The following is a 22,968-nucleotide window of genomic DNA, read 5'->3' on the forward strand; positions in this document are numbered from 1 at the left end:
TGCGCCGGGGGCCGCCAAGCCGGGCCACCCGCGGCGTCCACCACAACGCGCACCACTTCCCCGTCCGCCTGGACCGCGGGCATGCCGGCGTCGACGCGGACGGAGGCGACCGCGTCGCCCGCCAACCCCCCAGCCCGCCGACTCGGCGTACCTCGATCGAACGGATCCCACGGGAAGTCCATGGCGAGGACCTTGCACTCGCGGTCGCAGCCCGCGGACGGCCGCACACGAAACCTCTACACGATCTCCTTGCCGCGGTCAGAAGGTGGCGACCGGGCGACCTGACTGCCGGCCCGTCGGTGAGCACTTCTACTGCGGACAATATGCCTCCCGTCCCCAGTCTCCGTCACGGATACGGCCCAACGGATGAACTGGGGCCGTGACTGAGCGTCATCCGGCGCCTGGGGTAAGAGACGCCTCGGCATGCTGACGCATGCAGGACCGTGTCCCCCTATCAATGATCGTTGCGGCGGTCATGGTTGACCGAGCAGAAGCGACCGATGCGTTGGCGGAGTTTCGTGAGCAGCTCTACCGATGCATGACCCGGGGGCGGACGTGTTATTCGAGCTGACCGAGGCGCTGTTGTGCACCGACGGGCCGGTCAGGACGCTGGTCGGGTTGTCGGTGGCACCGGAGCACCGCCGCGGCCACGGCGCCATGTATGACGCGCTCAACCACGGCCGCATCGACGTCGAGTCGCCGCGCCGGCGCCTGGCCGGGGCACCGTCGCCGCGGGCGGCGCGGGACACCGAACCTGTGGGGCCATGCCGAGACGCCGTTTCACCGGACCCGCGACCCACGGTCGGAGCTGATCGGCCACCCGCGTGGGACCGGCCAGTGGCACGGACGCCGTTGCGATCAGGTGATCGTCACCTGACCCGGTCGGGTGGTGGGCAGGAGAACCGCCAGGCTTCGGCCTCGCAGGTCGGTGATCACCCACGGGTGGTTGACGTAGGTCGGCTGCGCAAGGACAGCCCCGGTGGGGAGAATCCCGTAACGCTCCCTGATCCCCCGGTAGTCCAGCCAATTGATCACGATGGGCTCGTCGCGGTGGTTGAAGATTTTGATCTCGGTCTCCCGCTCAGACACGACCGAGCGCAGACCCCTCTCGCGGTCCCCCGAGAGGACGGTGACCGTGTCGGGAGCGGTCGTCGGCGACGGCGGGCGCGACGCACGTGCGGTGCTCGGCTCCACGGAGACCGGAATCTGCAGGCCTGGTGAGGACTGGTCCGGATTCGTGACGCCGATTGGCGCCGAACCGGCGTGGACCGCGACTGGCTCAGGGGTCGGCCACAACAGGGCCGTGACCGATCCGGCGGACACGATGCCGGCCAAGCCCGCGGCGACCAGGCGGCGCCGCCGCGGAAGGTTGATCCGCCGGCGGGAGGGCTCCGACGCCACCCACTCCGGCGCCGATGTCGCAGCGGTTGCTGGAACACGGCTGACAGCCGGGACGCGATCAGCGCGGTGGGGGACGCTACGACGAGGCGTGATGTCCGCCGCATCGAGCATCCATCGGTCGATGCGTGGGCCGGTGCCCGGCGAAGGCTCGCCACTGGGAGTCACGCGGGTGTCCTCGAGCAATTTCGAACCTCTTGAAGGCGTACCGGCAACAGGGATTCACATTTTGCACACCAGGAAATACATCGTCAACGTTGATGTCTCTCGTCACCCGAATACCGCACAGTTCACAAACCTTGCTAATTGATAGCTTGGGAGGGCTCCCATTCCATAAGGGACTCCGGCGCCGTTCAGTACGAGCTCATGCAGCGCCGGAACAACCCTTCGTTCCGCCACAGATGCGAATTAGCCATTCCATCAGGCCAATTCAGTCTCGTCGTTGGTCACCGTGCGCCCGCACAAGGCAGCCGGCCGGTAAGGCCATGAAAAGTTTGGGCGAAAGACGTCTGCCCGCATTGGGCACGGAATAACGCACTCTTATCGGTTGGAAGCGGGTACTGCGCGAGCGGGCCACGCGCCCCCGCGGCCGTAACGCACCGTAACGGGCGCCGGGTCAATAGTGACTGTTCGGCGTATCCGGATCATGCTGAGCACGACGGCCCGGTCTGCGCCCGGGAGCCGGCGCAGTGCGGCGCGGTCAGTCCGCGACGAACCCGGCGATGTGCGCGCCGAGTGGGGTGACGGTGAAGAAGGCGTACATCACCATCACCGCCGTGGAGACGGCGCACCATGTGAACAGGCGAGCCGGCACGGTCCGGCGGGCGCACACCGTGGTGATCGCACCCACCAGCGCCACCGGCACGGCCAGCGTCGCGCCCAGCATGGTGATGTAGAAACCGGGCAGGCCGAGCAGCCACCCCGGAACGATCCACAGCGCGGTCGGCGGGTACTCCCGTGGGGCCCACAGGTACGGGATGATCGCTGCCGCGAGATAGGCGGCCAAAATGTACACCTGGATGACGACGACCGTCCGGACCCACTGGCCGGCGGACATGCCGACCCGCGCCGGGTGAGCGGCTTCGGGGTGGGTCATAGCGACTCTCCTCACTTCGAGGCCATGCGGTGTGCCGCCCTGTCCAGCGCCTGGCCGGGTTGCCGCACGAACTCTAGGACATGAGATCCAGCGCTCGGCCGGCGAAGGACGGTCCACGGTCCGGCCGTGCTCTGGAGCCCCGTACACATAGGCTCTTGGTCATGGGTTCTCTCGATGCTCCTGACGGCACGCGCCTCGCCTATCACCGCGCCGGTGCGGGCGACCCGCTGATCGGTATTCCCGGCGGGCCGATGCAGGCCTCGTCGTACCTGGCGGATCTGGGCGGGCTGTCGGCGCACCGCGAGCTGGTGCTGCTCGATCTGCGTGGCACCGGCTCGTCGGCCGCTCCGGAGGATCCGGCGACCTACCGCTGCGACCGCCAGGTCGAGGACGTCGAGGCGCTCCGTGAGCATCTCGGGCTCGACCGCATCGACCTGGCCGGGCACTCCGCCGGCGCGGCCGTCGCCGTGCTGTACGCCGCCGCCCACCCGGAGCGGGTCGGCCGTCTTCTGCTGATCAATCCGAGCCCGCGGGTCGTCGGCGTGGAGGTCACCGACGACGACCGCCGTGTGGTCGCGGAGCAGCGCCGCGAGGAGCCTTGGTTCCCGGAGGCGTTCGCCGCGCTGGAGCGGATCTGGTCCGGCGCGGCGACGGGCGCCGACTGGGAGGCCGTCGCGCCGTTCACGCACGGCCGGTGGGACGCCGACGTCCGGGCGTTCGCCGCCGCCGGGGCGAGCCGACGCAATCTGCAGGCGGCGGCCGCCTACTACGGCGACGGCGGTTTCGACCCGGCGGACGTCCGGGCCGCGTTGGCCGGCCTCACCGCCCCGGTGCTGCTCGTGTCGGGCGAGCTCGACATCCAGCTGCCGCCGGAGCACGCCGGGGAGTACGCGGGCCTGTTCCCGCGAGCGGAGCTGGCGGTGCTGCCAGGTGGCGGGCACTACGCGTGGCTCGACGACCCGGGCTGGCTGGTGCGAACCGTCACAGCGTTCCTCCGCTGATCGCCGCGCTCGTGCTCGAGGAGCCGGCCGTGACCGGCGTCCGGGCCGCGGCCGGTCCCGGAAACGTTCACACTCGAACACGCCGGCACAGTGAGGACTGCCGGACCACCAGCTCCGGCGCGACCAGCACTCCCTGCGCGGGCCGTCGGTCGCCGTCGAGCAGCCGCGACACCATCAGCTCGACGGCGAGCCGGCCGACGTGGTTCTTCGGCGGGCGGATCGCCGTGAGCGCCGGTTCGGCCAGATGCGCCACCTCGTCGTCGTAGGAGACGATCGCCAGGTCGTCGGGCACTCGGATGCCCTGGTCGGCGCAGGACTGGGCGATCGCGATCGCCTGCGGGTCACTGTGCACGATCAGCGCGGTGAGCCCTCTGGTCGAGCCGTTCACGGCGTCGGGGGCGATGCCCAGGTCGGCGCACGCCCGCTGCCAGCCACGCAGCAGGTACGCCGAGGTCGGGCTCCCGCCGGACAGCAGCAGGCCGATCCGGCGATGCCCCTGGTCGTACAGGTGATGGACGGCGATCTCCAGCCCCAACTCGTGATCGCTGCGGACCCACTCGACCTGCCGTGGCGTGCTCGTCCACCGGCGGGGCTGGCGTTCCACCAGGATCGCCGGCACCGGCAGCCGGCCGATCCAGTCGAGGGTCCGGCCGGTGTCGTCGCCGTCGAGGCTCGGCGCCAGCAACAGCCCCTGCACCTGGCCCGCCTCGACGAGCCGCCCGATCTGCCGCCGGTCCTCCTCGGGGTCGTAACTCGACCCGCGCAACTGCACGTTCACGCCGAGGGCCGCCGCGGCCGCGCGCGCCCCGGCCACGATCGGCGGCCAGTAGAAATCGAGTGACGGCACCACCATCCCGATCGTGAACCCGGTGCGCCGGGCCGCCGGGAGCGGCCGGACCGGGGCGGGCAGGGTGGCGCCGCCGTGCACCCGGTGGAGCAGGTTCCGTGCGGCCAGGGCGGCGATGTCCCGGCGAATGGTCAGCTCGCTGACCCCCAGGTCACGGGCCAGGTCGCTGACCCGGACGGCGCCGCTGCGCCGCAACTCGATGAGCAGGCGCTCGTGCCGCTGGACCTGGAACAGGCCTGTTCGATTGGTTGCGTTTGCGACCGAGCGGGATCGCACCATGGCCTCACCGTTTCCAACCGTTTACGAAGACGTTAATGCACATTCTTACGTATCGATCGGTGGCACGGATGAGACTTCTCTCCGTCGTCGCGGTGTTCCTCCCCTCGTGCTGCTTCCCGTGCCGGCCCGGGCCGCGCCGGTCACGATCACCAACGGCGTCCAGTTCACCGACACGTCCGGGGCCTCGCAAGCCATCGACCATGCCAGGCGCCGGATGACATAGTCGGTGGTGAAGCGGGCCGAGCCCATGCGTGGTCAGGGCAAGGGGTCGGCCGCCGCCTGCATGGTTATCACATTGCTTTCCAGGAGTTCGAGCATGTCGGCGTACATGTCGTCACTCGTGCGGCCGAGCTGTTCAGTTAGGTCGGCAATCGACCGGGTGCCGTCGATGGCGCGCAGCAGTGGCAGCATGCGGGTGTCCTGCGCTTCCAGGGTGAATTCCAGCGACCCGTCGATGCTGACGAACCAGTCCCCGTCCGTTGCTGCCAGCAGCATGACGTTATCGGTCAGGCGCGGCACCAGCGTGCCGGGCATGGCCGGGCGCAGGCCGACCAGTGACTCCAGCTGCGGCCTCTGCGTTTCCCAGCCGCTCACTTCCACCGACCGGAGGATGGAGAGTACGGGTCGGGTGCTGATCGGTGCTGGCGGCGCGGCCGCCATGCCGGCGAGCAACCCAACGTTCACGGCCCGCAGGGCAATCTCCAGCTGCGGACTGTCCGGCTGCGCGGTCATGCCGGCCAGCACCCCACGCAGCGCCGCACCGTCCAGGAACTCGGCCGCGCCGGGTGCCGCGAGAGCCTCCTCGATCAGGGCGCCGCCGTCGCCTTCGAGCATCCGCGCGAACACCCGATAGGTGTGCTTGACGCCGTCGCCGTAGAAGAACGGCACCTTGGGCCGTTCGACGCTGCGGTCGGGCAGGAGTCCGCGGACGGCCTCACGCAGGATCCGTTTGTTCCAGAGCAGATCCCGGCGCAGTCCGGCGGGTACAGCGGCGACCAGTTCCACGAGTCGGTGGTCGAGGAACGGCACGCGGGCCTCGATGCCGCTGCCGGCTGCCGTCCGATCCTCGTGCCAGACGTTGTACTGCTGCAGCTTGCTGTACTCCCAGGCCAGGTAGGCCGGATACGGATCGGTGAGGGTGCGGCCGGCGAAGCGTCGCACCACCTCGTCGGTCACTAGGGCCGGGCCGTCCGACAGCCACCAGGCCGACAGATCGGGCCTGGAGGCCAGTGCGTCGGCCCGGGCCATTCCCTGCAGGTTATTCAGGAAGCCGGACCAGCCTCCGCCACCGGAGACGTCCTCGGAGTAGCCGCCGTTGAATTCGTCGCTCGCCGCGCCCAGCAGCATGCCGCGCAGCTCTGGCCGGGCTTGTTTGGCGTAGCGGTGAAGTTCGTGCTTGTAGTACACCTCGGGCCCGCAGAGAGGAGTCTCCAGCAGCCAAACAAGACGCTTCCACTCGTCCGGCTCGGGTACTCGGCAGTCGTCGAACAACACCTGGTGGTTGGGCAGCCCCAACTTCGCGGCGATGTGGTGGGCGTTCTCGGCGTCCTCGTTGCGGTAGGTGCTTGCGCTCAGCACGGAGAAGGTGTGCAGACCCGGGTGTTGCTGGGCGGCCAGCGCAGCGACCGCGGCCGAGTCGATCCCACCGGAGAGGAAAAGGCCCAGTTCGGCGTCGGCTGTCGCGCATTCGCGTACGGACTCGTAAAGCAGTTCTCGGTACGCTGTGACGAACTCGTCGGTCGTTGCCGGAACCTCGGCCGACTCGCCTGGGAAGGTCCAGTACTGGTGTACCTCGGTGGAGCCGTCGCGAAGGTCGATGCGCTGGATCGTGCCGGCAGCCACGGACTTGACATCCTCGAACCACGTGGTTAGAGGCTTGGCCGACAGATAGGGCGCGGCGGGAAGCAGCGGAGTGGTGAGAGTCCGTTCCCAGTCCAGCTGGCGGGGGGTGGCCGGATCCCGGAATAGTGCCTTGATCTCCGAGGCGAGGATGATTCGTTCTGGGTTGCGGTGGTAGTACAGCGGCTTGATGCCGAAGCGGTCCCGCGCCAGAACGAGGTGGCCACGCTGCCGGTCCCAGAGGATCAGCCCGAACATGCCGCGCACCTGGTCGAGGAATTGCAGGCCGTGCTGACGGTAAAGGTGGAGCAGGACCTCGCAGTCCGAACCCCCGCGTAGCCGCACACCGGGGAGCCCGGCCGCGAGCTCACGATGGTTGTAGACCTCGCCGTTGGCGATCAACACGAGGTGCCCGTCGTCGCTGACCAACGGCTGTCCACCGGTGGCCGGATCGACCAGGGACAGGCGAGTGAAGGCCAGTCCCACCGGCCCGTCGACGACCAGCTCACGGTCGTCCGGGCCACGGTGCGCTAGTTCGTCGGCGATCGCGGCGAGGAGGCCGCTGGCCTCCGGACCGAGACCGCCTCCGTCGATGCGGGCTACCCCGGCGATGCCACACATGAAGCTCTCCTGATCGATCTGGTCATGGTGCTTGGGCAGCGGGCGTGCCACGCCCCGGCGATGCGGGGCGTGGCACCCGCCGTCAGGCGGTCTCGCGCAGCACGGTGCCCTGGGTGACCGGCTTGGCGGCCGGCTTCGAGTACTTCTTCATGTGTCACCCCCCTCGATGTCGGTCGGCGCAATGTCGCCGTGACCGAGGATGCTAGGTAGGCCCGTGCCCGTCGGGCCACTGATTCGGTGCAGCCCTAATCACCCCGAATGGGTGTCCACACGATGTCCGTAATCCTCAATGGCGGGCGTGCCGCCGCGCAGTGACAGTGTGATCTCATGCGGGTTCCGAATCGCCCGGAGGAATGTCGAAGATGGATGTACCCGCCAATCCCGACTCCATTGTGCGGGCCTGGACCGACCCGGTCGCCCGCGCGCAGATGGCCGAGGGTGCCCGCGCCGCCCTGCCGCTCAACCCGGCCGGCGATATCGATCTGCCGGAACTGCCGGCAGAGGAAGGACAACCGATCGGTGCTTGAAGACCCGCGTTGGTGGGCTGCGCTCACGCTCGAGGAACGCTGGACCGGGACCGGAATCTCCGCCGACCTGGATCGTGGGTGGCTTCGCCTGCGGTTGTGGAAGGAGGGCCGGTTGGCGCCCGGATACAGGGTGTCGCTCGAGGCGCGTGTCGCGGCGTGCGGGGGTACCCCGCACCGGCTCGCCGCACTGCTTGGCGAGCCGGTGCGGGAGCTCCGCCAGCGGTTGCCGGAGGTGCCGGCCTGGCTGCGGGTTCTCGCTGACGCGTGGCCGGTGGCCGGCACGATAGATGGCGACTGCCTGTGCGGAGGTGCGGCACCCGACACGGCGGACGTGTCCGATCCCGATGCCGCCCTGCTGCGGTGGATCGAGCCGCTGACATCGTGGGCCGGCGAAAGACTACGCCGGAGTCTCCCCGAACCGCTTCCGCCCGGGCATCCGCTTCTCCTGCCGGACCGGGACACCCTCCTCGTTATGATCAAAAGGGTCATGGCGCTCGAGGTCAATGTCGCCCGCGAACAGGGAAGCCTGTGCGGCCGCACGCCGCAGGCCCGGTTCGGCTGCTTCGCACGCGGCCTGGCCCGCCCGCTGGTGGGGTTGGATTTGCTGGGCCGCTATCCGGTGCTGGCCCGCCAGTTGGTTGAGCACGCTGAGTCGTGGGTGGAGGCCCGCCGCGAACTCGCCGACCGCTTGCGCGCCGACCTGCCGGAGTTGGCGGCCCGTTTCGGTGTGGTCGCCCGCGGGATGGCGGACGTGACGGCGGTCCGATTCGGTGCTGGCGACCCGCATCGTGGTGGTCGCAGCGTCGTGATTCTGGAGGTCGGCGGGCAGAAGGTGGTCTATAAGCCGCGGAGCCTCGCCGTCGAGCGGCACGTCGCCGAGTTGGTCGGCCGCATCAACGAGCGTGGGCTCGCCCACCGACTGCGCCCGCTGGAAGTCATCGACCGAGGCGAGTACGGGTGGACGCGGTACGCCGAGTCACGACCGTGCCAGGACGAGGCCGCGGCGGCCCGCTTCCATTTTCGCCAAGGCGCGTACCTGGCGATCTTCCACGCGTTGCGCGCCTACGACTTGCACATGGGCAACATCGTGGCTGACGGCGAGCATCCCATGTTCATCGACCTGGAGGCAATCTTCCACGCGCCCGCAGAGTTCGAGCTGTTCGATGACGTCAACGGCGAGCGGGTGGGCGCGGCGCTGCGCGATTCCGTCCTGGCTGTCGGCCTGCTGCCGGTGCCGACCGTCGTCGTCGACGAGCAGGGGGTCCGCGTCGCGGACTTCAGCGGGCTCACCGGCGGCCGGTCCGGCACATCCGCGCGCCTGCACCGGCGGATCGGATTCGTCGGCGAGGGAACCGACCAGATGTCCGCGGTACGGGTGCCAGCGGATCACACGGCGACGCAGAACCGCCCCTGGCTGCTTGACGGAAAGGTGCCGCCCGTCAACGCGGGGATGCTGGAGAGCGGCTTCCGTGCGGCGTACGAGATCCTTGCCGGTGAGCAGGACGTGGTGTCGGCCTTCGGTGGTGATCCGATCCGGGTCGTATTGCGGGACACCGCCATTTATGCGGCGTTGCTGCGGGAGTCGTGGCATCCGGACCTGCTCCGTGACGGTCTCGACCGCGAGCACTGGTTCGAGCTCGTGGCGGTCCGAGGGGCGCTCGCTCGGTGGCCCTGCGTGACCGCCGAGGAACGCCGTCAGCTCGCTGCCCGGGATGTGCCGCTGTTCACCTGCGATGCCGATGGCACCACTCTCGGCACCCACACGGGGATCGCCATTCCCGGCCTGTTCCAGCGCAGCGGGCTCAGCCATGCTCGGCAGCGGGTCCAGGATTTCTCCGACGATGACCTGCGACAGCAGCTCTGGTTCCTGCGAGCGGCTTTGGCTACCGTTGCGGGAGTGCTCCGCCCGCGGCTGGCACGTCGGGCACGGTGTCTGCCCACCGAGCCGATTGACGCGCACGCTGCGGCAGCAGCCGCCATTGCCGTTGGTAACCGGATTGTCGCGGACTCGTTGGGAGCCGAATGGGTTTCCGTGAACCGGTTCGGCGACGATGCCTGGACAATCGGACCCACCGACCTCGGCCTGGAGGCGGGGGTTACGGGTGTGGCGCTATTCCTCGCCGAGCTGTACGGCATCACCGGGCACGCGGGCGCCAAGCGGGTGGTTCTAGAGTTGCTCGCTACATTGCTCTCCGTCGACGAGGCACCGGATCCCGAGGACCTCTCCGGTATGTCTGCCGGTTGTTACGCGGACCTCGGCGCCGTCCTGCATCTGCTGCTGCGATTGAAGACCCTGTGGGGCCATGCGGCGCCCGAGCTGCCGAACTGGCTCCGCCCGGCCATCCTGCGCAACGCCGAACCGGCGCCGAGCACGATTTTCACGCTGATGGCCCTGCACGCCGAGGCGCCGGGCGACGATACTATCGAGGCGCTCCGACGGACAGCCAAGCACCTGCGTGACTATGTGTCACCGGCCAGCGCGGCCTGGGGCGATCGGACCGCTCAGCATGCTCGGGCGCTGGCCGCACTCGCCGATGTGCTGGACGACTCGGAGCTGGCCAGCGCGGCGGTGTGGCTGGTGCGCACGGATCCCGACCAGACGCCAGCCGGATTGATCGGCAACGCGTTGACGGGCGCCGCCCTTCTCGATCGTTCGCGATCGGTGATGGACAGACCAGCGCTTGAGGCGCATCTGCGCGCTGTTGCGGGCCCGCTGCGTGACCTCGCCGTCCAGGGCACCAGCACCGATGCGCTGCTCGGCGGTGCTCTGGGTGTCGCCGAGGCATTGGCGGCCATCGGCGCGACATTGCACCAGCCCGAGTTGGTGGTGCTGGCCGGCCGATGTGCCGCCAGGGTGTGTGCTGGCATCGCTGCTGGAGAATTGGTCACCGCGGTGCCGACGGGAGTGTGGAATCCCGGCCTGCTCCGCGGTGCGGCCGGCATCGGTCACGGTGTCCTACGGCTGGCGTTCCCCGGCCGCGTGTCCAGCGTGCTCAGCCCCGCATGACGAGCAGCGCCGCCTGTGGCTGTGGCCGGTAGAAGTCGACCAACAGCAGCGCCTCGTCGGCTGACACACCCCACAGGACCTTGGTCTCCGCGTCCCGTTTGTGCGGGTCGACAGTGCAGAACACGCCGGTTACTCCCTGCTCCGGTTCGGTGCCGAGCCAGATGTCGATACCGCTGCCGTCGCCGCCGGTCGTGTCCTGCAGGTAGCCGTAGTCGAGCGGGTAGCGGTAGCCGAAGCGAGGATGGCGGCTGCCCCTCGGCCGGTCGATCCGGATGGTGCTGGTGGTTACCAGGGTGTCGAGAACGGCCCAGTAGTCGCTCATTGCTCTCCTCAGGCACGCTGCAAGTCGGGTTCGTGCCGTGGCAGTCGGACGACGGTCGGCAGCGAGATTAGAGGAGCGGCGATGAGCAGCACCACGGCTACGGCGGTGTTCATCGATTGGAGAAGCAGGAAAGTGGGTGGCCCGACCAGCAGGCCGACGCCGTACATCAGCGACAGCGCCGCACTGTAGCGGCCCGCGGAATGGTCTGGCATCAGCCGGGCCGCGAGGGGCTGAACGGCCGGTGCCAGCAGTACTTCGGGGATCGCGAAGACCGCGCTGTACAGCAGGTAGGCGACAATCGATGCCGGGCCGTCGAGCAACAGCGCGGCGACGAGGACCAGGCCGGAGGCGGCGAAACCGGTGAAGGCGAGGAGTAGCGCCGACCGTTCGCCGTGGCGCCGCACGTATCGTTTCCCGAACCCACCGACCAGCACTACCGCGACCGGGTTGACGATGAAAATGACTGCCACCACCGCTACGGGCATCCCGCCGTAGCCGGTCATGAGCACCGGCAGGAGGGTGTTGAACGGGCCGACACAGAACGCGATTGCGACGAACTGGACGAGTAGCAGCGGCGAGAAACGGCGGTCCCGGAAGGCTGCGAAGGCGAGCCGGGCACGCGGAGCTTGCGCGGTCGGCGGCGGCCGGTCCCTCCCGAGGAGACACAGGATCACGGCGAAGAGGAAGAACGACACGGCATTGAGCACGACGAGGGTACGCAGCCATCCGGAGTTCCCGGTCAGCGCCACCGTGGCGAGCACGGCCTGTGGTACCGCGATGAAGAGGTTGGAGAGCCGATACTGGGTGGCGAACAGATCGTCGAGTGCGTCGGGGTCGAACAGCAGGCGTACGGCCGCGAGTTGCACCGCGAAGAACATGCCGTTGCCCGTGCCGATGACAACGGCCGCCGCAACCGCCCACGGTGCGTTCGAGACCAAGGCCAGCAGGCCCCATCCCATCGTCTGCGTCATGAGCGCCGTTACCAGCACGAGAACTGGCGGCGCGACGTCCGCGATCCGCCCGGCGACCGGATTCGCGATAAGGCCGGAGCCGGCCATCACGGCGAAGAACAGCGAGAGCTGGGCACCGGTCAGCCCAACCGTCTGATGGAGGTAGATCGTCAGGAACGGGATGGCCAGGCCCGTGCCGATGGCGCTGAGCGAGTAGCCCACCAGGAAGAGGGAATTCCTGGGAGGGCGCGGGGAAGGCGCTGCGCTCATGCCCCAGGCGTCCCCACGCCGGCTGGCTCGAGCAGCAGCGCCGCCCGGTGCCGGCCGATCTCGATCGCCGCGCCGGCCAGTCCGCCAGCGCTGACGCTGATGTAGTCGGGTCCGAGGGCCAGCAGTGACCGTAGCGCGATCGGATCGCCGGCATGCTCCCCGCAGATGCCCCACGGCGTGCTGCCGGAACGGTCCCGGACCAGGCGGAGAAGCTCCATGGCGCTCGCTGATTCCTCGATGCGTACCATAGGGTCGCCGGGAACCACGGCGGCGGCGAGATAGGCGGGGATGAGTTCGGCCGCGACGTCGTCCCGGCTCATGGCGAGGCAGAACTGGAGCAGGTCGTTGGTGCCAACGCTGAGGAAGTCGGCGTCCTCGGCGAGCTCGCCGGTGCGGTGCGCCGCCTCGGGAGTCTCCACCATTACCCCCAACTGCACGCCGGCGGGAATGGCCAGTTCCCTTCGTAGTTGCCGTAGTTCGGCACGGTAGGTAACGAAGGGCAGAAGGATGCCCAGTTGCGCACGGCGGTGCTCCGGGAGGCTTTGGTGAGCTGCCACGATCGCCGCCGTTTGCATGCGGTAGATATCAGGCCGCAGCAGTCCCAATCGACTTCCGCGCACGCCCATCATGGGATTCGTCTCGACGGATTCCACGTTGTGCCGGTCGTCGCTGAACTCGTGTGTCGGCGGATCCAGCAGACGGATGACCAGCTTCCGCCCGGCACACGCCGCTTCCAGGTCGCGGCACCTGACGCGGAGTCGCTCCTGAAGGGTGGTTAGCGCCTGGTCCGCCGAGCCCGGCCCAGGCCATAGTGCCGCTCGTAGCAGTCCCAGTTCGGCCTCGGCCAGGAACATGTGCTCGGTGCGGGCCACCCCGATTCCCTGCGCGCCGAGGCCGAGGCAGGTCCGAATCTCTTCCGCGGTGTCGGCGTTGGCATACAGGTCCGGACCGGGCAGGTCGGTGAGCTGTGACGCCGCCTCAGTGAGCGCGCTGAGTACCCGCACGGCGGACGGGTCGCGGTACTGCTCCAACTGTCCGGGCCACACCGAGCCACTGGTCGCGCACACCGTCACCCAGTCCCCCGGTCGCAGTCGGGCGCCGGCAGGGAAGAGGAGTGCGCTGCCGCTGAACCGGAATCCCGTGCCGACGACCGTCGGGATCCGCCACGACCGAGCAAGCACGGCTGCGTGGCTGGTCACGCCACCGACGGCGGTTACCACGGCGGCGGCCGCAGCCATCGTCTCCAGGTCGGCCGCGACGGTGGACAGCCGCGCGTACACGTAGGGAATCCCCGACGCGGCAGCCGACATCGCCTCAGCCGGGTTGACGCAGAGCACTCCGCCAGCGCAGTCGGCATGGACTCCGGCGCCCGAGGCGGCGGGCGCCATGCCGGGCGGTGTGAGCGCACGGCCGGCCGCGGCGGCGAGCACCTCGGTCGTCTCGTGGCCGATGAGCAGGCGTGCTGCTTCGGTTCTGGCGACAGTCATCGGCTTGTCAGCTCCCGCAGGTAGGCACGGTGGAGGTCCAGGCCGGCGTAGCCCGGGATGGTCTCGGACATGAGGGAACGCCACGGGTCGAACTCGAGCCGACCGGCGAACGTCTCGGTGCGGAACGCCGGATGTGCCGCTGCCACGGCATCGAGATGGCCGAGGGCTTCCGCGTTACGGCCCAGGGCGGCCAGCGTCAGACCCAGGTTGAGCCGGAGGTGGGGTAGGTGAGGCCACCGTCGCACGGCTGCGGCAAGCAGTGTTCGCGCACCGGCCGGGTCGTTGTCGCAGAGCCGGGTGACAGCGGCGAGATTGACGATGGCGGGATCGTCCGGTGCTTGAGACAGAGCCTGCTCGAACTCGGCACGGGCTGGCCACTCGCCCGGTTCGCCGCGCCGGACGTGCCCGAGGACGAAATCGGTGCGGGAGTTCTGCCCACCGAGCCGGATCGCCTGATCGACAAGATCACGGGCCGCCGGGAAATGGCCCAGCGACCGCTCGATGAGGGCGGCCGCCCGGGCGATGCCCGCCCGGGGACTTCCGGATGCCAGCTCCCGCCGCATGAGGTCTAGGTACCACTCCGCCTTGGCGATCCGAGCGGCCAAGGGCCGCGTGTGGCCGAAGTGGTAGAGCACTGCCGGTGTCTCCGTCGGCGGCTCCGGTAGCGAGGGCAACACCGATTCCGCCACCGCACCGGAGTAGGTCGGTCTCGCCGTGAGCCGTAGGAGTTTGCACTCGGTGGAGAGATAGAAGGAGCCGTTGGCGAAGAAGTTGTAGCGGGGGAAGGAGACGGCGGGCGGGCCGGTAGGCCGCTGACTGATCCGGTGCACCGCGTCGAACATGTCTTCGCTCGGCACTTCGTCGGCATCGAGGAAGAGAAGCCAGTCGGTCGTGACGTTTCCCAGTAGGTGGTTACGCGCTTCGTCGAATCGCTGCAACGGCCCGGGAAGGTGCAGGACCCGAGCTCCCGCGGCTTCAGCGAGTGCCACGGTGTCGTCGGTCGATCCGGTGTCGAGGATCAGGATCTCGGCGATCACGTCGGGGTGAGCCGTGGCGGCCTCCAGCAGCCGGGGCAGATGGTTGCGTTCATTGCGGACCATGCAGCCGAGCGTCAGGCTCATCGGTGCTCCTTGACCTCGTCGAGCGCGGCGCACAACTCCAGAGCGAGGCATTGACGTTCCCGGACAGTGACGAAAAGGTGGTCGGCGTCTGCGACGGTGACTAGCCGCGAAGCCGGCGGAGCCAGGGCAAGCGCGTCGGTCACGCGCTTGTCCTGCGCGCCCGCGATGATGGTGACCGGGCAGCGCAGGCGACTCAGCACGGCGTGCGGGTCGAGGCGGCGACGTTGCTGCCAGAAGGCTGGCCCCAGACGGAAAGCACCGCCACGGATCGCGCCTCCGGGCGGTCGGACGATCCGGCTGCCCGGTGTCAGGTCGGTGCTGACCAGAACCAGTGAGCGAGGCTGCACCCTTTCCGCCGCAGCGAGCGCGACGAGGGCGCCGACACTGTGCCCGGCCAGGCAGAGCGGTCGGCCCGGTGGCGAACTCTCCGCGACGACACGAACCACCTCCTCCATCGATTGGACGAGGTCGTCGAACCCGAGGGTTTCGGGTGTGCCTCCTGAGTCACCCCAGCCCGGCAGGTCCCACCGGGCGACGCGCCAGCCCTGCGCGGTGAGTTCGTTGGCCAGATCGGTGAAGACCCCGCCTGGGCCGCTTCGGTCACCCGCCAAACCGTGACAGAGCAGGACGTCACCGCGGGCCTGCTCGGGCGAGTCGATAACGAGGGCGAGCTCCGGGCCCTCCCACCGGACAATCAACTCCTGCCGCCTCATGCCGCCTCCGGGAAGACAGGCTCGGGCTGATCCATGTTGAGCCGAGCGGCCTCTGCCAGCCGCGCCCTGGGGAGGAAGCGGCGATGCGCATCGGGCGGAGCGCCTTCGATGCCTCGGTACGCATCGAGGTAGCCGGTGCGGCGGCGAGGGTCGAATACCGCTGCGAGCTCGCCGAGTGCGGCGGCGACCTGCGTGCCGTGCCTCCGGGCCAGCACCTGGGCATTGGCCGACCATTCGGCGTACCGCCGCTGTTCCGTCCGTGTGGTCGCGGCGTGCTTGCGGTGCCAGACGCGGCGGTCCGAGTCGAACACCGCGATGCCGTAACCGCCGGCGCGGGATAGCCGAAGGGCGAAATCGGCGTCTTCCAGCCCCCAGCCACGCAGACTCTCGTCAAAGCGCAGCTCCCGGGCGGCGGCACCGGGCACGCTGAGGTTGCACGTGTACGCGAGCAGCCAAGGATGGCGCAGCAGCCGCAGGTCGTATCCGTACCGGTCCAGAAGCGCCTCACGGCTGTCGAGCCGTGGCGGGCCGGTTGGCGGATCGTCGAGATCGGTAGTGTGGTCCCGCGGTCCGATGACCATTGCGCCGGGATACTGCTCGTGCACGCGGATGGCACGACTCAGGAAGCCCGGCCGGGGCCGTACGTCGGCATCCAGAAAGACGACGATGTCACCGGTTGTGCGGGCGAGTGCGGCGTTGCGGGCCGCTGACCGGCCGGTGTGGGGCTCGGCCGTGGACACCACAGTCACCGGCAGCCGCCGGAGGACCTCGGCGGTGCCGTCGGAGCTGCCATCGTCGGCTACGACAATCTGTGGCCGATCAGGACAGCGGACCAGGTACTGAACAAGGGGGATCACCGTAGGGGCGCTGTCCCGCGCCGGAATCACGACGCTGACTGAGGGCTTTCGGGCGGCGATCGCGTTCCGGGCCAGGTCGACCACGACCGCGACGGTTCGCGGCCGGTTCCATCCGTCGGTCTGCACGTGATGGTAGTGAACGCCCAGGTCATGCAACGCGATGGCGTCCAGTTCGGCGTCGCGGTCGTCGCGTACGGCCAGCCATGCGCCGGGCGTGCCGGAGAACGATCGGTGCTTGTCCTGCTGCAGCCGCCGAGAGCGTTCCTCGGAACTCGCGGTCAGCCGGACCACGTGGTCGCCGGGGCGCATAAGGCGTGGGCATGGCCGACCCTCACACACCGCATTCCCGGGCAGCGCCGTCGCGATGCGCTGGAACACAACGTCGGCCCAGGGTCGGCGGCCGAGCGTGGCTGCCGCGGCTTCTGCGCACAGGTTCGTCTCATCCAGGGTGAGCTCCTGGTCGCCGATATGGACCCGTTGCGGCCGGTGCTCGTGTGGGAACGCCGGTGTGATGTGCAGCCGGGAGGCCTCGTCGGGACCGTGCAGACCGGAGCCCGCGACGGCGCGGAGCACGCCCCCGATGCTGATCATTGGGATCCGCAACGTCTGCGCCGTCTGCCATGCCACGGCGCTCTTACCGACACCGGCCGGTCCTACGATATGCAGGCGCATCAGAGCCGCACCCTGGTCGCGATCCGCTCGGACACCAGTTGCACCAGCTCGGTCACCGGCTGCGTGCCGTCCACCGGCACCAGTCCAAAATCGGGTGAGTTAGCAGTCAGGTAGTTGTCGACCCGCCGCAGAAACGATGCGTCGTACCAGGGGTCGTCGCCCCGGTCCCGCACCCGGCGTATCGCGGTGTCGACGTCCACGGTGAGCCGGATAGCGAGATCCGGGCGGGGTAACTCGTCCAGCGCGGCGATCCAGCCCGAGCAGTCGACACCGAAGGCGTGCTGGTTGGCCAACAGGCTGTACCAGTAGCGGTCGCTGACCACGACCTGCCCTTCGCTCAGGTAAGGCTTGATGTCACGGGCCACTCGTTCGGCGAACTGGTGGATGTAGTGCCCGGCAACTGCCCTCTGTGTCTCAGTGGACGCCAGCCGGGCGAAATCGGGCTCAAGTGCGAAGAGGTCCCGTACGGCTGCAGCGAACCGGTGATCGGCGTGTAGTGGCCGTACCACCCGGCAGGCGTGCTCGCCGACGGACTGCCGGAGTGCGGCGCAGAGCGTGCTCTTTCCCGATCCGTCGATGCCGTCAACGACGATCAGCATGGCCCCTCACCTCGCTGGAAATCGACCACGTCGCGCCGGATGAGGTCGAGAGCGTCATCTGCTGGCACGGTCAGGTCGTACGACGCCGGGCCTACCTGCTGCCACAGCTGCGCCGCGCGCCGTCGGCCTGCCTCCTTATCGGCGAGCACGGCTTCTTCGCAACCGAGCTGTTCGATTCGATCTGCCTGCGCGGCACCGAGGTGCGGCGGGGCGACGGCCACTACCCGCGCGGCGGCATCGCCGACCGCCGCGGCGAGTACGGCTCCCATGCCACGACCGATCAGATAGACCCTCGCCCGGCACTGCGCGACGACTGCGGCGAGTTGCTCCGGCCATCGACCGGCATCGTCCGGCAGTACGGACTCCCCCTGTCCGGCAAGATCGAACTGCCATGTCTCGACCGGCACGCCGCTGTCCCACAGCGCGTCGGCAAGTCGCGCGTAGAGCCGTAGGTGGCCGGAGCGGGGCTCACGCCACCCCGGAATCAGCACGACACTCAGCCGGACGTCGTCGTGCCGGCTGCGATGTAAAGCGACGAACTGCGCCGTGCCGAGAGTCAGCGAAACCACCCTGCGTTCAGGCCGGGACACGCTGCGTTGTCTCCGTTGCTGCCGAGTAGCGGTGCCGCAGGCAGGGCTTCGTGGTCCGGGCGTCCTCATAGGTGTGCAACGGGACATCGTTCGTGGGCAGCTTGGTCATCCGGAACCGAGAGAAGTCCGCGCCGCCGTTGGCTCTGCTGACCACGTCCACCATGTCGCGGGGATGGGTACCGATCTCGACGGGGTTCTTCTTCAGGTATTCGATCTGCAGAATGATGCAGTAATTGCAGTCGATGCAGGTCTCGATGTTCTTGGCCCAGCAGAACCAGCTCGAGGTGCATTCGTACTTCTGGTCGCCACTCGGAATGGTCAGCAGATTGTAGTTGCTGATCAATTTCTGGGTGTAGACCCGGCCCTGGGTGAGAATCCGAAGGAAGTTGAGGTCACCGGTGGATGCCTCGGGCAGCACGATCGTGGTGCAGCCGTCCACCTCGTGCAGCGCCGCCCGATAGCCGAGCGCCGACACGACCTCGAGGTTGAGCGGCTCATACCGGGTGTCGTGTACCCAGCAGGGCTGGTTGTGCAAATAGGCGCCGAGGCAGCTGGACTTGTGAAACGCTCGCACGCCGGCGTCGTCACACATGGTAAGTAGCAACTGCTCGACGTCGACCTCGAGGCGCTTGCGCTTCTTCGAGTCGTGCACCCCGCCGAGCACGAGCAACCTGCTGCCTTCCGCAGCCACCTTGACGATCTTGGACAACGTGGCTGGATCGTCATTGCGATTGCGGATGATAGGCCGCGTCAGGATGACGACGTACCCGAACAGCTCCGTCATCTTGTCGATCATCCGGCGCCGGTTGTCGAAGTCGTAACCGCCCTCGTCCAGTCCAGTGAGTGAGTAGAACGGCACGACGAACGGGTTGCGGGCGATGTCCTTCAGATAAGGAAGAACGCGGGCGTCGTCCGGCGCTTTCGTGAAGATGGCGATGGGTGCGCGATGTGCCATGAGATCCGCTGACTTCATCGCTGTGTTCGCGACCTGCTCAAAGATGAATGGGTCGCCGTAGGTGTCATTGATGCTCGTGGGAATGAGATCATGCCATGGGTGAGTGATTTGTTCGGTCATTTCCGCGAACCGCCACCGGCGATGGGTGCCGCGGATCGGCGATGGTGGAGGATGCCGCCTCTGGGAAATGCGCTCACTTGCATTTCCGAAGGCTCGTTAATCCTTATTTCGACATGCCGGCGGCCCGCGATGAGAATTAGCACCGATATCCCCCATGTGTTGGTTTGCGATTTGGGGAGGTTATCCACTTCCCGCGGGCCTCGTCAAGCACACCTAGCAGAAATTGGGTGTTTTCACAGCTCAAGGCGGTCGATGCGTTGTGCTTGCCGTCGCGGGTCTTCGGCTACTAGCGAAACGGTATATTCGGCGACGACCGAATGCTTCGGCAGAGGCCGTGACCCGACGTACTGTCACGGCCTCGGCGGGAGAATTCCCGACGTGCTGCTCGACAGCGGAGATGATCAAGACCATGGACGTCACCCCCTTGCTGAACACCCTGCGGGACCGGCGGATGCTGCCGGACCCCTGCATCGCCGTCCTGCTCGTCGGCTCCGCGGCCCGCGGATGGAGCAACAGCGGCAGCGACCTGGACATCTATCTGATTTCGGACCGTCCCTGGCCGGGAGCGGATAGCGCGGCTATCGCCCTCCCACTGGACCCCCCTCAGGTTCGTTCGGAATCGTTCTATCTCGATGGACGCCGATGGGAGCTGACGTACTGGCAGGACCGTCAGGTGGACCAGATGTTGACTAAGATCTCTTGGCCCGAGTTCGACCGGGACGTGGCGGCCGGCACGGTGCTGGTCCTGCGGGAGGAGGCGTTCCTCGAACGCCTGGCCAGTGGTGTTCCGCTGCTGGGCGAGCAATGGCTGACCGGGCGCCGGGCTGAGCTGGACGCCTCGGCGTTCCGATCCCTGCTGATCACCCGTTCGCTGGGCGCGGCCGACGACGCAGTCGAGGACGCACTGGGGCAGCTCGCTGGCGGGGACCTGCACAGCGCCGTCATCTCGGCTCGTATCGCCTTCGGGCATGCCGTCGACGCCCTGCTCGAGGAACGGGGGCAATACGGCAGCTACGCGCCGAAATGGCGGGCTCGCCGCTTCTTGGCGGCCAACCCGCAAGCTCTGTCGTTCGAGGAGTACTGGGACATGGAGACCATGCGGGGCCTGGATCCTGCCGCTCCCGAGAAATGGATCAGGAAGGTCCTGACGCGGTGCCAGGATATTTCGCTCAAGGTGGAGATCTGATCGGTGGCGCGACAGCAGATCGGGATCGGCGCCGTCCCACGACGACCGCTGGGCGTGCGCATACGGCGGTTCCGCGGAAGGCTCCTCGTGGCCGTCGGCGGGGAGAGCTACGAACTGACCGATTCCGCAGCCGACATCTTCGCCTGGATGAGTGGTTCGTTGACCGTCGGCGCCATCGGCGCTCAGCTGTCGGCCGATTACGGGATTCCACACGAGGAGGCGGTCGCTGACGTGGCCGAGTTCGTCTCCTGGCTGCTCGAGCGGCGCCTTGCCGAGATGACCACGCCGCCCCCCGCAGCGCGATGATCCGTGTCCACGTCGACATGGCGACGCTCGCCCGGGCGCGTATCGCCATCAGTCCGTTGTGGGAGACGCTGTCCAGCGTCGTCTTGTTGGCCAGGTATCGCGGTGAGGTGCCGTTCCCGTACACCGGCTGGGCCGCGGCGGCCCGCCGTGCGGTGCAACCAGCGTTGCGCCGTGAACTGGCCACCGTGCTCACCACTCGCGACTGGAGCGCGTCGCCGACACCGGTCCCGGACGGTCCGGCACCCCTGTTCACCGATGAGCTGGCTGCGCTGCGGGCCGCCGGCGAGCACCGGCTCGCTGAACTGATCGGCGACTACTGGCCGATCGCGGTGGAGCCGCACTGGAACGCCATGCGCAGCGTGCTCGAGGAGGAGATCCTGGTGCGCGGGCGAACCCTCGTCACAAAGGGACCGGACGCCATGTTGAGCGATCTCAACGGACGCCTCGACTGGGAGTCACCCGTACTGAGCATCCCGCACCGGGCGGACATGGAACTGGATGTCCGCGACCACCGGCTGCTGCTGGTGCCGGTGGTCTTCGCCCGCGGGATGCGCATCTTCACCATGAACGATGACGTGGTCGCCGTCTCGTATCAGGCACAGGGTGCCACGGTTCTGAGCGCCACCGGGCCGGTCGGTGATGCGCCCGTCGATGCCCCGCAGCTCGGCGACCGCCTATCGATCGTCTTAGGGCGGGGAAGAGCCGCAGTCATGCGCAACTTGGTCTCACCGATCACCACCACTGCCCTCGCGAGTGCCGTCGGCCTGGCTGCGAGCACCGTCTCAGAGCACCTGTCCGTGCTATTCGCCGCCGGGCTGGTCCGGCGGCGCCGCGCCGGCTCGCGTGTCCTCTATGAATTGGAGAAGTCTGGGCGGGTGCTGTTGAGTCAGTTGGACGGCTGAAAGGCTCGCTTCGGCTACCGCCGAATAGATGGCGACCGTCACTAAACCCGGTCAGCGTTCGTTAATATTCGGCTAAAGAAGGGTCCCCCAAATGTATGAGAGAATGGCGCTCGAGGATTTGATAAAGTTGCGCGCCCGGCGGCAGGGCGACGCCTTCCATCAGATTCGTTACGATAGCCGCTTCGACCACTGGGAAAAGCGGGCTAGTGTACGCTCCCGGCCTTCTCGAATACTCGAGTACGGCGACGCCGATGCACTCTACTTTCCCCCCGAGCTGATTCCCGCCGTTGGGCATCCGATCGTGCGCGAAAAAGGCGACGCCGTGGCACGCGAATTGCTTGTCCGGCGCCTGTATCAATATCTCGACTTCACCACCGAACTCGAGGAGATTGCTGTCATCCCGGTGGTGTCGAAGATCAGTCGGCGGCGGTCGGGGTTGGAGCTTCCAGCGGGTATGCAGTCTGACGCCTTCAAGATTCTCACGGACGAGGCGTGGCACGCCCAGTTCTCGCACGAACTCGCGCTCCAGGTCGAGCAGCAGACTGGAGTGCCGGTCGGAACTCCGGTCCCGCCCGCATTCCTCCGCCGATTGGACGATGTGCGCAGGCGGCTGCCCGCCGAGGTGCGCGGGGCCGAGACGCTGATGTTCGCGGTGGTCAGCGAAACTCTCATCTCGGGAATCCTCGCTCACCTGCCGAACGACGATCGACTACCAGCCGCGGTCCGAGATCAGGTTCGCGACCATGCCGAAGACGAGGGACGGCACCACGTCTACTTCCGCTCCGTCCTGCGCCACCTGTGGCCCGCCCTGACATCCCGTGCGCATCGTGAGATCGGTCCGTACATTCCGGAGATGATCTATGCCTTCCTCGAGCCCGACTACGCGGCGGTTGGCGGCAGCCTGCGCGCCGTCGGACTGAGCGAGGTCGAGGCGGAGCAGGTGGTCAGTGAGTCGTGGCCGCGTCGACGCGTCGCCGCGGACGTTGCTGGCGGAGCGCGTTCGATCGTCAAGTACCTCGGCGAGGTCGGCGTCCTCGACGACGCCCGGACCCGCGACGCCTTCCTCGCCGCGGGCCTACTACCTGCCGACGATTCGACCGATGTCGACACGCTGAGCGACCGCGGGCCGAAGCACCTACCGCTCGCTGGTTGAGGTAGGCGAGGACGGCTCGGACCGGCGGTTGAGTTCGGCGCGGCGATACCAGCACCAGGCGGTTGTGCCGAGCAAGCTGGTCGTCAACGGGTCGCTGTTGTCGACGGTGGGCGCAGCGTGCCTGTCGCGGCCAGCTGTTGCATGTATGGC

At 68.0% G+C, this 22,968-nt stretch carries 21 protein-coding genes and 1 pseudogene; 8 read left to right on the top strand and 14 right to left on the bottom strand.

Going from position 1 to position 22,968, the window contains the following annotated elements:
• On the bottom strand, positions 1–227 hold a 227-nt coding region (locus tag QLQ12_RS26975; protein WP_282763291.1), incomplete at its 3' end, for a hypothetical protein.
• Positions 228–534: 307 nt separating this feature from the next.
• Here QLQ12_RS26975 and QLQ12_RS47125 point away from each other — a divergent pair.
• Positions 535–684: pseudogene (locus QLQ12_RS47125) on the top strand (hypothetical protein); the annotation flags it as partial.
• Between the two features lie 174 nt (positions 685–858).
• On the opposite strand, the gene QLQ12_RS26985 reads toward QLQ12_RS47125, so the two are convergent.
• Positions 859–1,401, bottom strand: a complete 543-nt coding sequence (locus QLQ12_RS26985) for a VHL beta domain-containing protein (protein WP_282763292.1) — start codon at positions 1,399–1,401, stop codon at positions 859–861.
• Between the two features lie 697 nt (positions 1,402–2,098).
• On the bottom strand, positions 2,099–2,494 hold the full coding sequence (locus tag QLQ12_RS26990; RefSeq protein WP_282763293.1) for a hypothetical protein: 396 nt from the start codon (positions 2,492–2,494) through the stop codon (positions 2,099–2,101).
• 161 nt (positions 2,495–2,655) lie between these two features.
• On the opposite strand from QLQ12_RS26990, the gene QLQ12_RS26995 reads away from it, so the two are divergent.
• Complete coding sequence (locus QLQ12_RS26995) at positions 2,656–3,495, top strand: alpha/beta fold hydrolase (protein ID WP_282763294.1); 840 nt, start codon at positions 2,656–2,658, stop codon at positions 3,493–3,495.
• Positions 3,496–3,562: 67 nt separating this feature from the next.
• On the opposite strand, the gene QLQ12_RS27000 is transcribed toward QLQ12_RS26995, so the two are convergent.
• Together QLQ12_RS27000 and asnB are read right to left on the bottom strand one after the other, a co-directional pair.
• On the bottom strand, positions 3,563–4,621 hold the full coding sequence (locus QLQ12_RS27000; protein WP_282763295.1) for a substrate-binding domain-containing protein: 1,059 nt from the start codon (positions 4,619–4,621) through the stop codon (positions 3,563–3,565).
• Between the two features lie 255 nt (positions 4,622–4,876).
• Complete coding sequence (gene asnB / locus QLQ12_RS27005; RefSeq protein ID WP_282763296.1) at positions 4,877–7,132, bottom strand: asparagine synthase (glutamine-hydrolyzing); 2,256 nt, start codon at positions 7,130–7,132, stop codon at positions 4,877–4,879.
• 311 nt (positions 7,133–7,443) lie between these two features.
• Here asnB and QLQ12_RS27010 point away from each other — a divergent pair, with 311 nt between their 5' ends.
• Both QLQ12_RS27010 and QLQ12_RS27015 read left to right on the top strand, forming a co-directional pair.
• Positions 7,444–7,608 carry a mersacidin/lichenicidin family type 2 lantibiotic gene (locus tag QLQ12_RS27010; RefSeq protein ID WP_282763297.1) on the top strand — a complete coding sequence of 55 codons (165 nt, stop codon included), beginning with the start codon at positions 7,444–7,446 and terminating at the stop codon, positions 7,606–7,608.
• Complete coding sequence (locus QLQ12_RS27015; protein WP_282763298.1) at positions 7,601–10,615, top strand: type 2 lanthipeptide synthetase LanM family protein; 3,015 nt, start codon at positions 7,601–7,603, stop codon at positions 10,613–10,615. Before QLQ12_RS27010 ends, QLQ12_RS27015 begins: the two co-directional genes overlap by 8 nt.
• On the opposite strand, the gene QLQ12_RS27020 is transcribed toward QLQ12_RS27015, so the two are convergent.
• Genes QLQ12_RS27020 through QLQ12_RS27060 form a run of 9 tightly spaced genes read right to left on the bottom strand, consistent with a single transcriptional unit; the run spans position 10,602 to position 19,271 of the window.
• A complete protein-coding gene (locus QLQ12_RS27020; protein WP_282763299.1) occupies positions 10,602–10,937 on the bottom strand; it encodes a hypothetical protein in 336 nt (111 codons plus the stop codon). The genes QLQ12_RS27015 and QLQ12_RS27020 overlap by 14 nt on opposite strands.
• 8 nt (positions 10,938–10,945) lie before the next feature.
• Positions 10,946–12,109, bottom strand: a complete 1,164-nt coding sequence (locus QLQ12_RS27025; RefSeq protein WP_282763301.1) for an MFS transporter — start codon at positions 12,107–12,109, stop codon at positions 10,946–10,948.
• Between the two features lie 44 nt (positions 12,110–12,153).
• Positions 12,154–13,644, bottom strand: coding sequence for a putative PEP-binding protein (locus tag QLQ12_RS27030; RefSeq protein ID WP_282763302.1), 1,491 nt, complete (start codon positions 13,642–13,644; stop codon positions 12,154–12,156).
• On the bottom strand, positions 13,641–14,765 hold the full coding sequence (locus tag QLQ12_RS27035) for a glycosyltransferase (protein ID WP_282763303.1): 1,125 nt from the start codon (positions 14,763–14,765) through the stop codon (positions 13,641–13,643). The genes QLQ12_RS27030 and QLQ12_RS27035 overlap by 4 nt, the downstream gene beginning before the upstream one ends.
• Entirely contained in the window at positions 14,762–15,478 is a 717-nt protein-coding gene (locus QLQ12_RS27040; RefSeq protein ID WP_282763304.1) for an alpha/beta hydrolase, read from the bottom strand. Before QLQ12_RS27040 ends, QLQ12_RS27035 begins: the two co-directional genes overlap by 4 nt.
• Positions 15,475–17,007 carry a glycosyltransferase gene (locus QLQ12_RS27045; protein WP_282763305.1) on the bottom strand — a complete coding sequence of 511 codons (1,533 nt, stop codon included), beginning with the start codon at positions 17,005–17,007 and terminating at the stop codon, positions 15,475–15,477. The genes QLQ12_RS27040 and QLQ12_RS27045 overlap by 4 nt, the downstream gene beginning before the upstream one ends.
• Positions 17,007–17,606 carry a dTMP kinase gene (locus QLQ12_RS27050; RefSeq protein WP_282763306.1) on the bottom strand — a complete coding sequence of 200 codons (600 nt, stop codon included), beginning with the start codon at positions 17,604–17,606 and terminating at the stop codon, positions 17,007–17,009. The genes QLQ12_RS27045 and QLQ12_RS27050 overlap by 1 nt, the downstream gene beginning before the upstream one ends.
• Positions 17,600–18,175 (bottom strand): alpha/beta fold hydrolase, encoded by a 576-nt coding sequence (locus QLQ12_RS27055; protein WP_282763307.1) that lies wholly within the window; start codon positions 18,173–18,175, stop codon positions 17,600–17,602. Before QLQ12_RS27055 ends, QLQ12_RS27050 begins: the two co-directional genes overlap by 7 nt.
• A 7-nt stretch (positions 18,176–18,182) precedes the next feature.
• Positions 18,183–19,271, bottom strand: a complete 1,089-nt coding sequence (locus QLQ12_RS27060; protein ID WP_282763308.1) for a hypothetical protein — start codon at positions 19,269–19,271, stop codon at positions 18,183–18,185.
• Between the two features lie 409 nt (positions 19,272–19,680).
• Here QLQ12_RS27060 and QLQ12_RS27065 point away from each other — a divergent pair, with 409 nt between their 5' ends.
• From QLQ12_RS27065 to QLQ12_RS27080, 4 genes are all read left to right on the top strand, one after another.
• On the top strand, positions 19,681–20,457 hold the full coding sequence (locus QLQ12_RS27065) for a hypothetical protein (RefSeq protein ID WP_282763309.1): 777 nt from the start codon (positions 19,681–19,683) through the stop codon (positions 20,455–20,457).
• A gap of 87 nt (positions 20,458–20,544) precedes the next feature.
• The gene (locus QLQ12_RS27070; RefSeq protein ID WP_282763310.1) at positions 20,545–20,763 is read left to right on the top strand and encodes a PqqD family protein; all 219 of its coding nucleotides are present in this window, start codon (positions 20,545–20,547) and stop codon (positions 20,761–20,763) included.
• Between the two features lie 17 nt (positions 20,764–20,780).
• Positions 20,781–21,665 (top strand): ArsR/SmtB family transcription factor, encoded by an 885-nt coding sequence (locus QLQ12_RS27075; protein ID WP_282763311.1) that lies wholly within the window; start codon positions 20,781–20,783, stop codon positions 21,663–21,665.
• Positions 21,666–21,768: 103 nt separating this feature from the next.
• A complete protein-coding gene (locus QLQ12_RS27080; RefSeq protein ID WP_282763312.1) occupies positions 21,769–22,818 on the top strand; it encodes a diiron oxygenase in 1,050 nt (349 codons plus the stop codon).
• Positions 22,819–22,968 lie beyond the last annotated feature (150 nt).

The organism is Actinoplanes sandaracinus, from assembly GCF_030009775.1.
In the GTDB taxonomy this organism is placed as follows: Bacteria; Actinomycetota; Actinomycetes; order Mycobacteriales; family Micromonosporaceae; genus Actinoplanes; species Actinoplanes sandaracinus.

Bases quoted from the DNA above. Each gene is read 5' to 3' on its own strand.
- QLQ12_RS26990 (WP_282763293.1), bottom strand. From the start codon at position 2,494: ATGACCCACCCCGAAGCCGCTCACCCGGCGCGGGTCGGCATGTCCGCC.
- QLQ12_RS26995 (WP_282763294.1), top strand. From the start codon at position 2,656: ATGGGTTCTCTCGATGCTCCTGACGGCACGCGCCTCGCCTATCACCGC.
- QLQ12_RS27000 (WP_282763295.1), bottom strand. From the start codon at position 4,621: ATGGTGCGATCCCGCTCGGTCGCAAACGCAACCAATCGAACAGGCCTG.
- QLQ12_RS27010 (WP_282763297.1), top strand. From the start codon at position 7,444: ATGGATGTACCCGCCAATCCCGACTCCATTGTGCGGGCCTGGACCGAC.
- QLQ12_RS27020 (WP_282763299.1), bottom strand. From the start codon at position 10,937: ATGAGCGACTACTGGGCCGTTCTCGACACCCTGGTAACCACCAGCACC.
- QLQ12_RS27030 (WP_282763302.1), bottom strand. From the start codon at position 13,644: ATGACTGTCGCCAGAACCGAAGCAGCACGCCTGCTCATCGGCCACGAG.
- QLQ12_RS27035 (WP_282763303.1), bottom strand. From the start codon at position 14,765: ATGAGCCTGACGCTCGGCTGCATGGTCCGCAATGAACGCAACCATCTG.
- QLQ12_RS27040 (WP_282763304.1), bottom strand. From the start codon at position 15,478: ATGAGGCGGCAGGAGTTGATTGTCCGGTGGGAGGGCCCGGAGCTCGCC.
- QLQ12_RS27045 (WP_282763305.1), bottom strand. From the start codon at position 17,007: ATGCGCCTGCATATCGTAGGACCGGCCGGTGTCGGTAAGAGCGCCGTG.
- QLQ12_RS27050 (WP_282763306.1), bottom strand. From the start codon at position 17,606: ATGCTGATCGTCGTTGACGGCATCGACGGATCGGGAAAGAGCACGCTC.
- QLQ12_RS27060 (WP_282763308.1), bottom strand. From the start codon at position 19,271: ATGACCGAACAAATCACTCACCCATGGCATGATCTCATTCCCACGAGC.
- QLQ12_RS27065 (WP_282763309.1), top strand. From the start codon at position 19,681: ATGGACGTCACCCCCTTGCTGAACACCCTGCGGGACCGGCGGATGCTG.
- QLQ12_RS27075 (WP_282763311.1), top strand. From the start codon at position 20,781: ATGGCGACGCTCGCCCGGGCGCGTATCGCCATCAGTCCGTTGTGGGAG.
- QLQ12_RS27080 (WP_282763312.1), top strand. From the start codon at position 21,769: ATGGCGCTCGAGGATTTGATAAAGTTGCGCGCCCGGCGGCAGGGCGAC.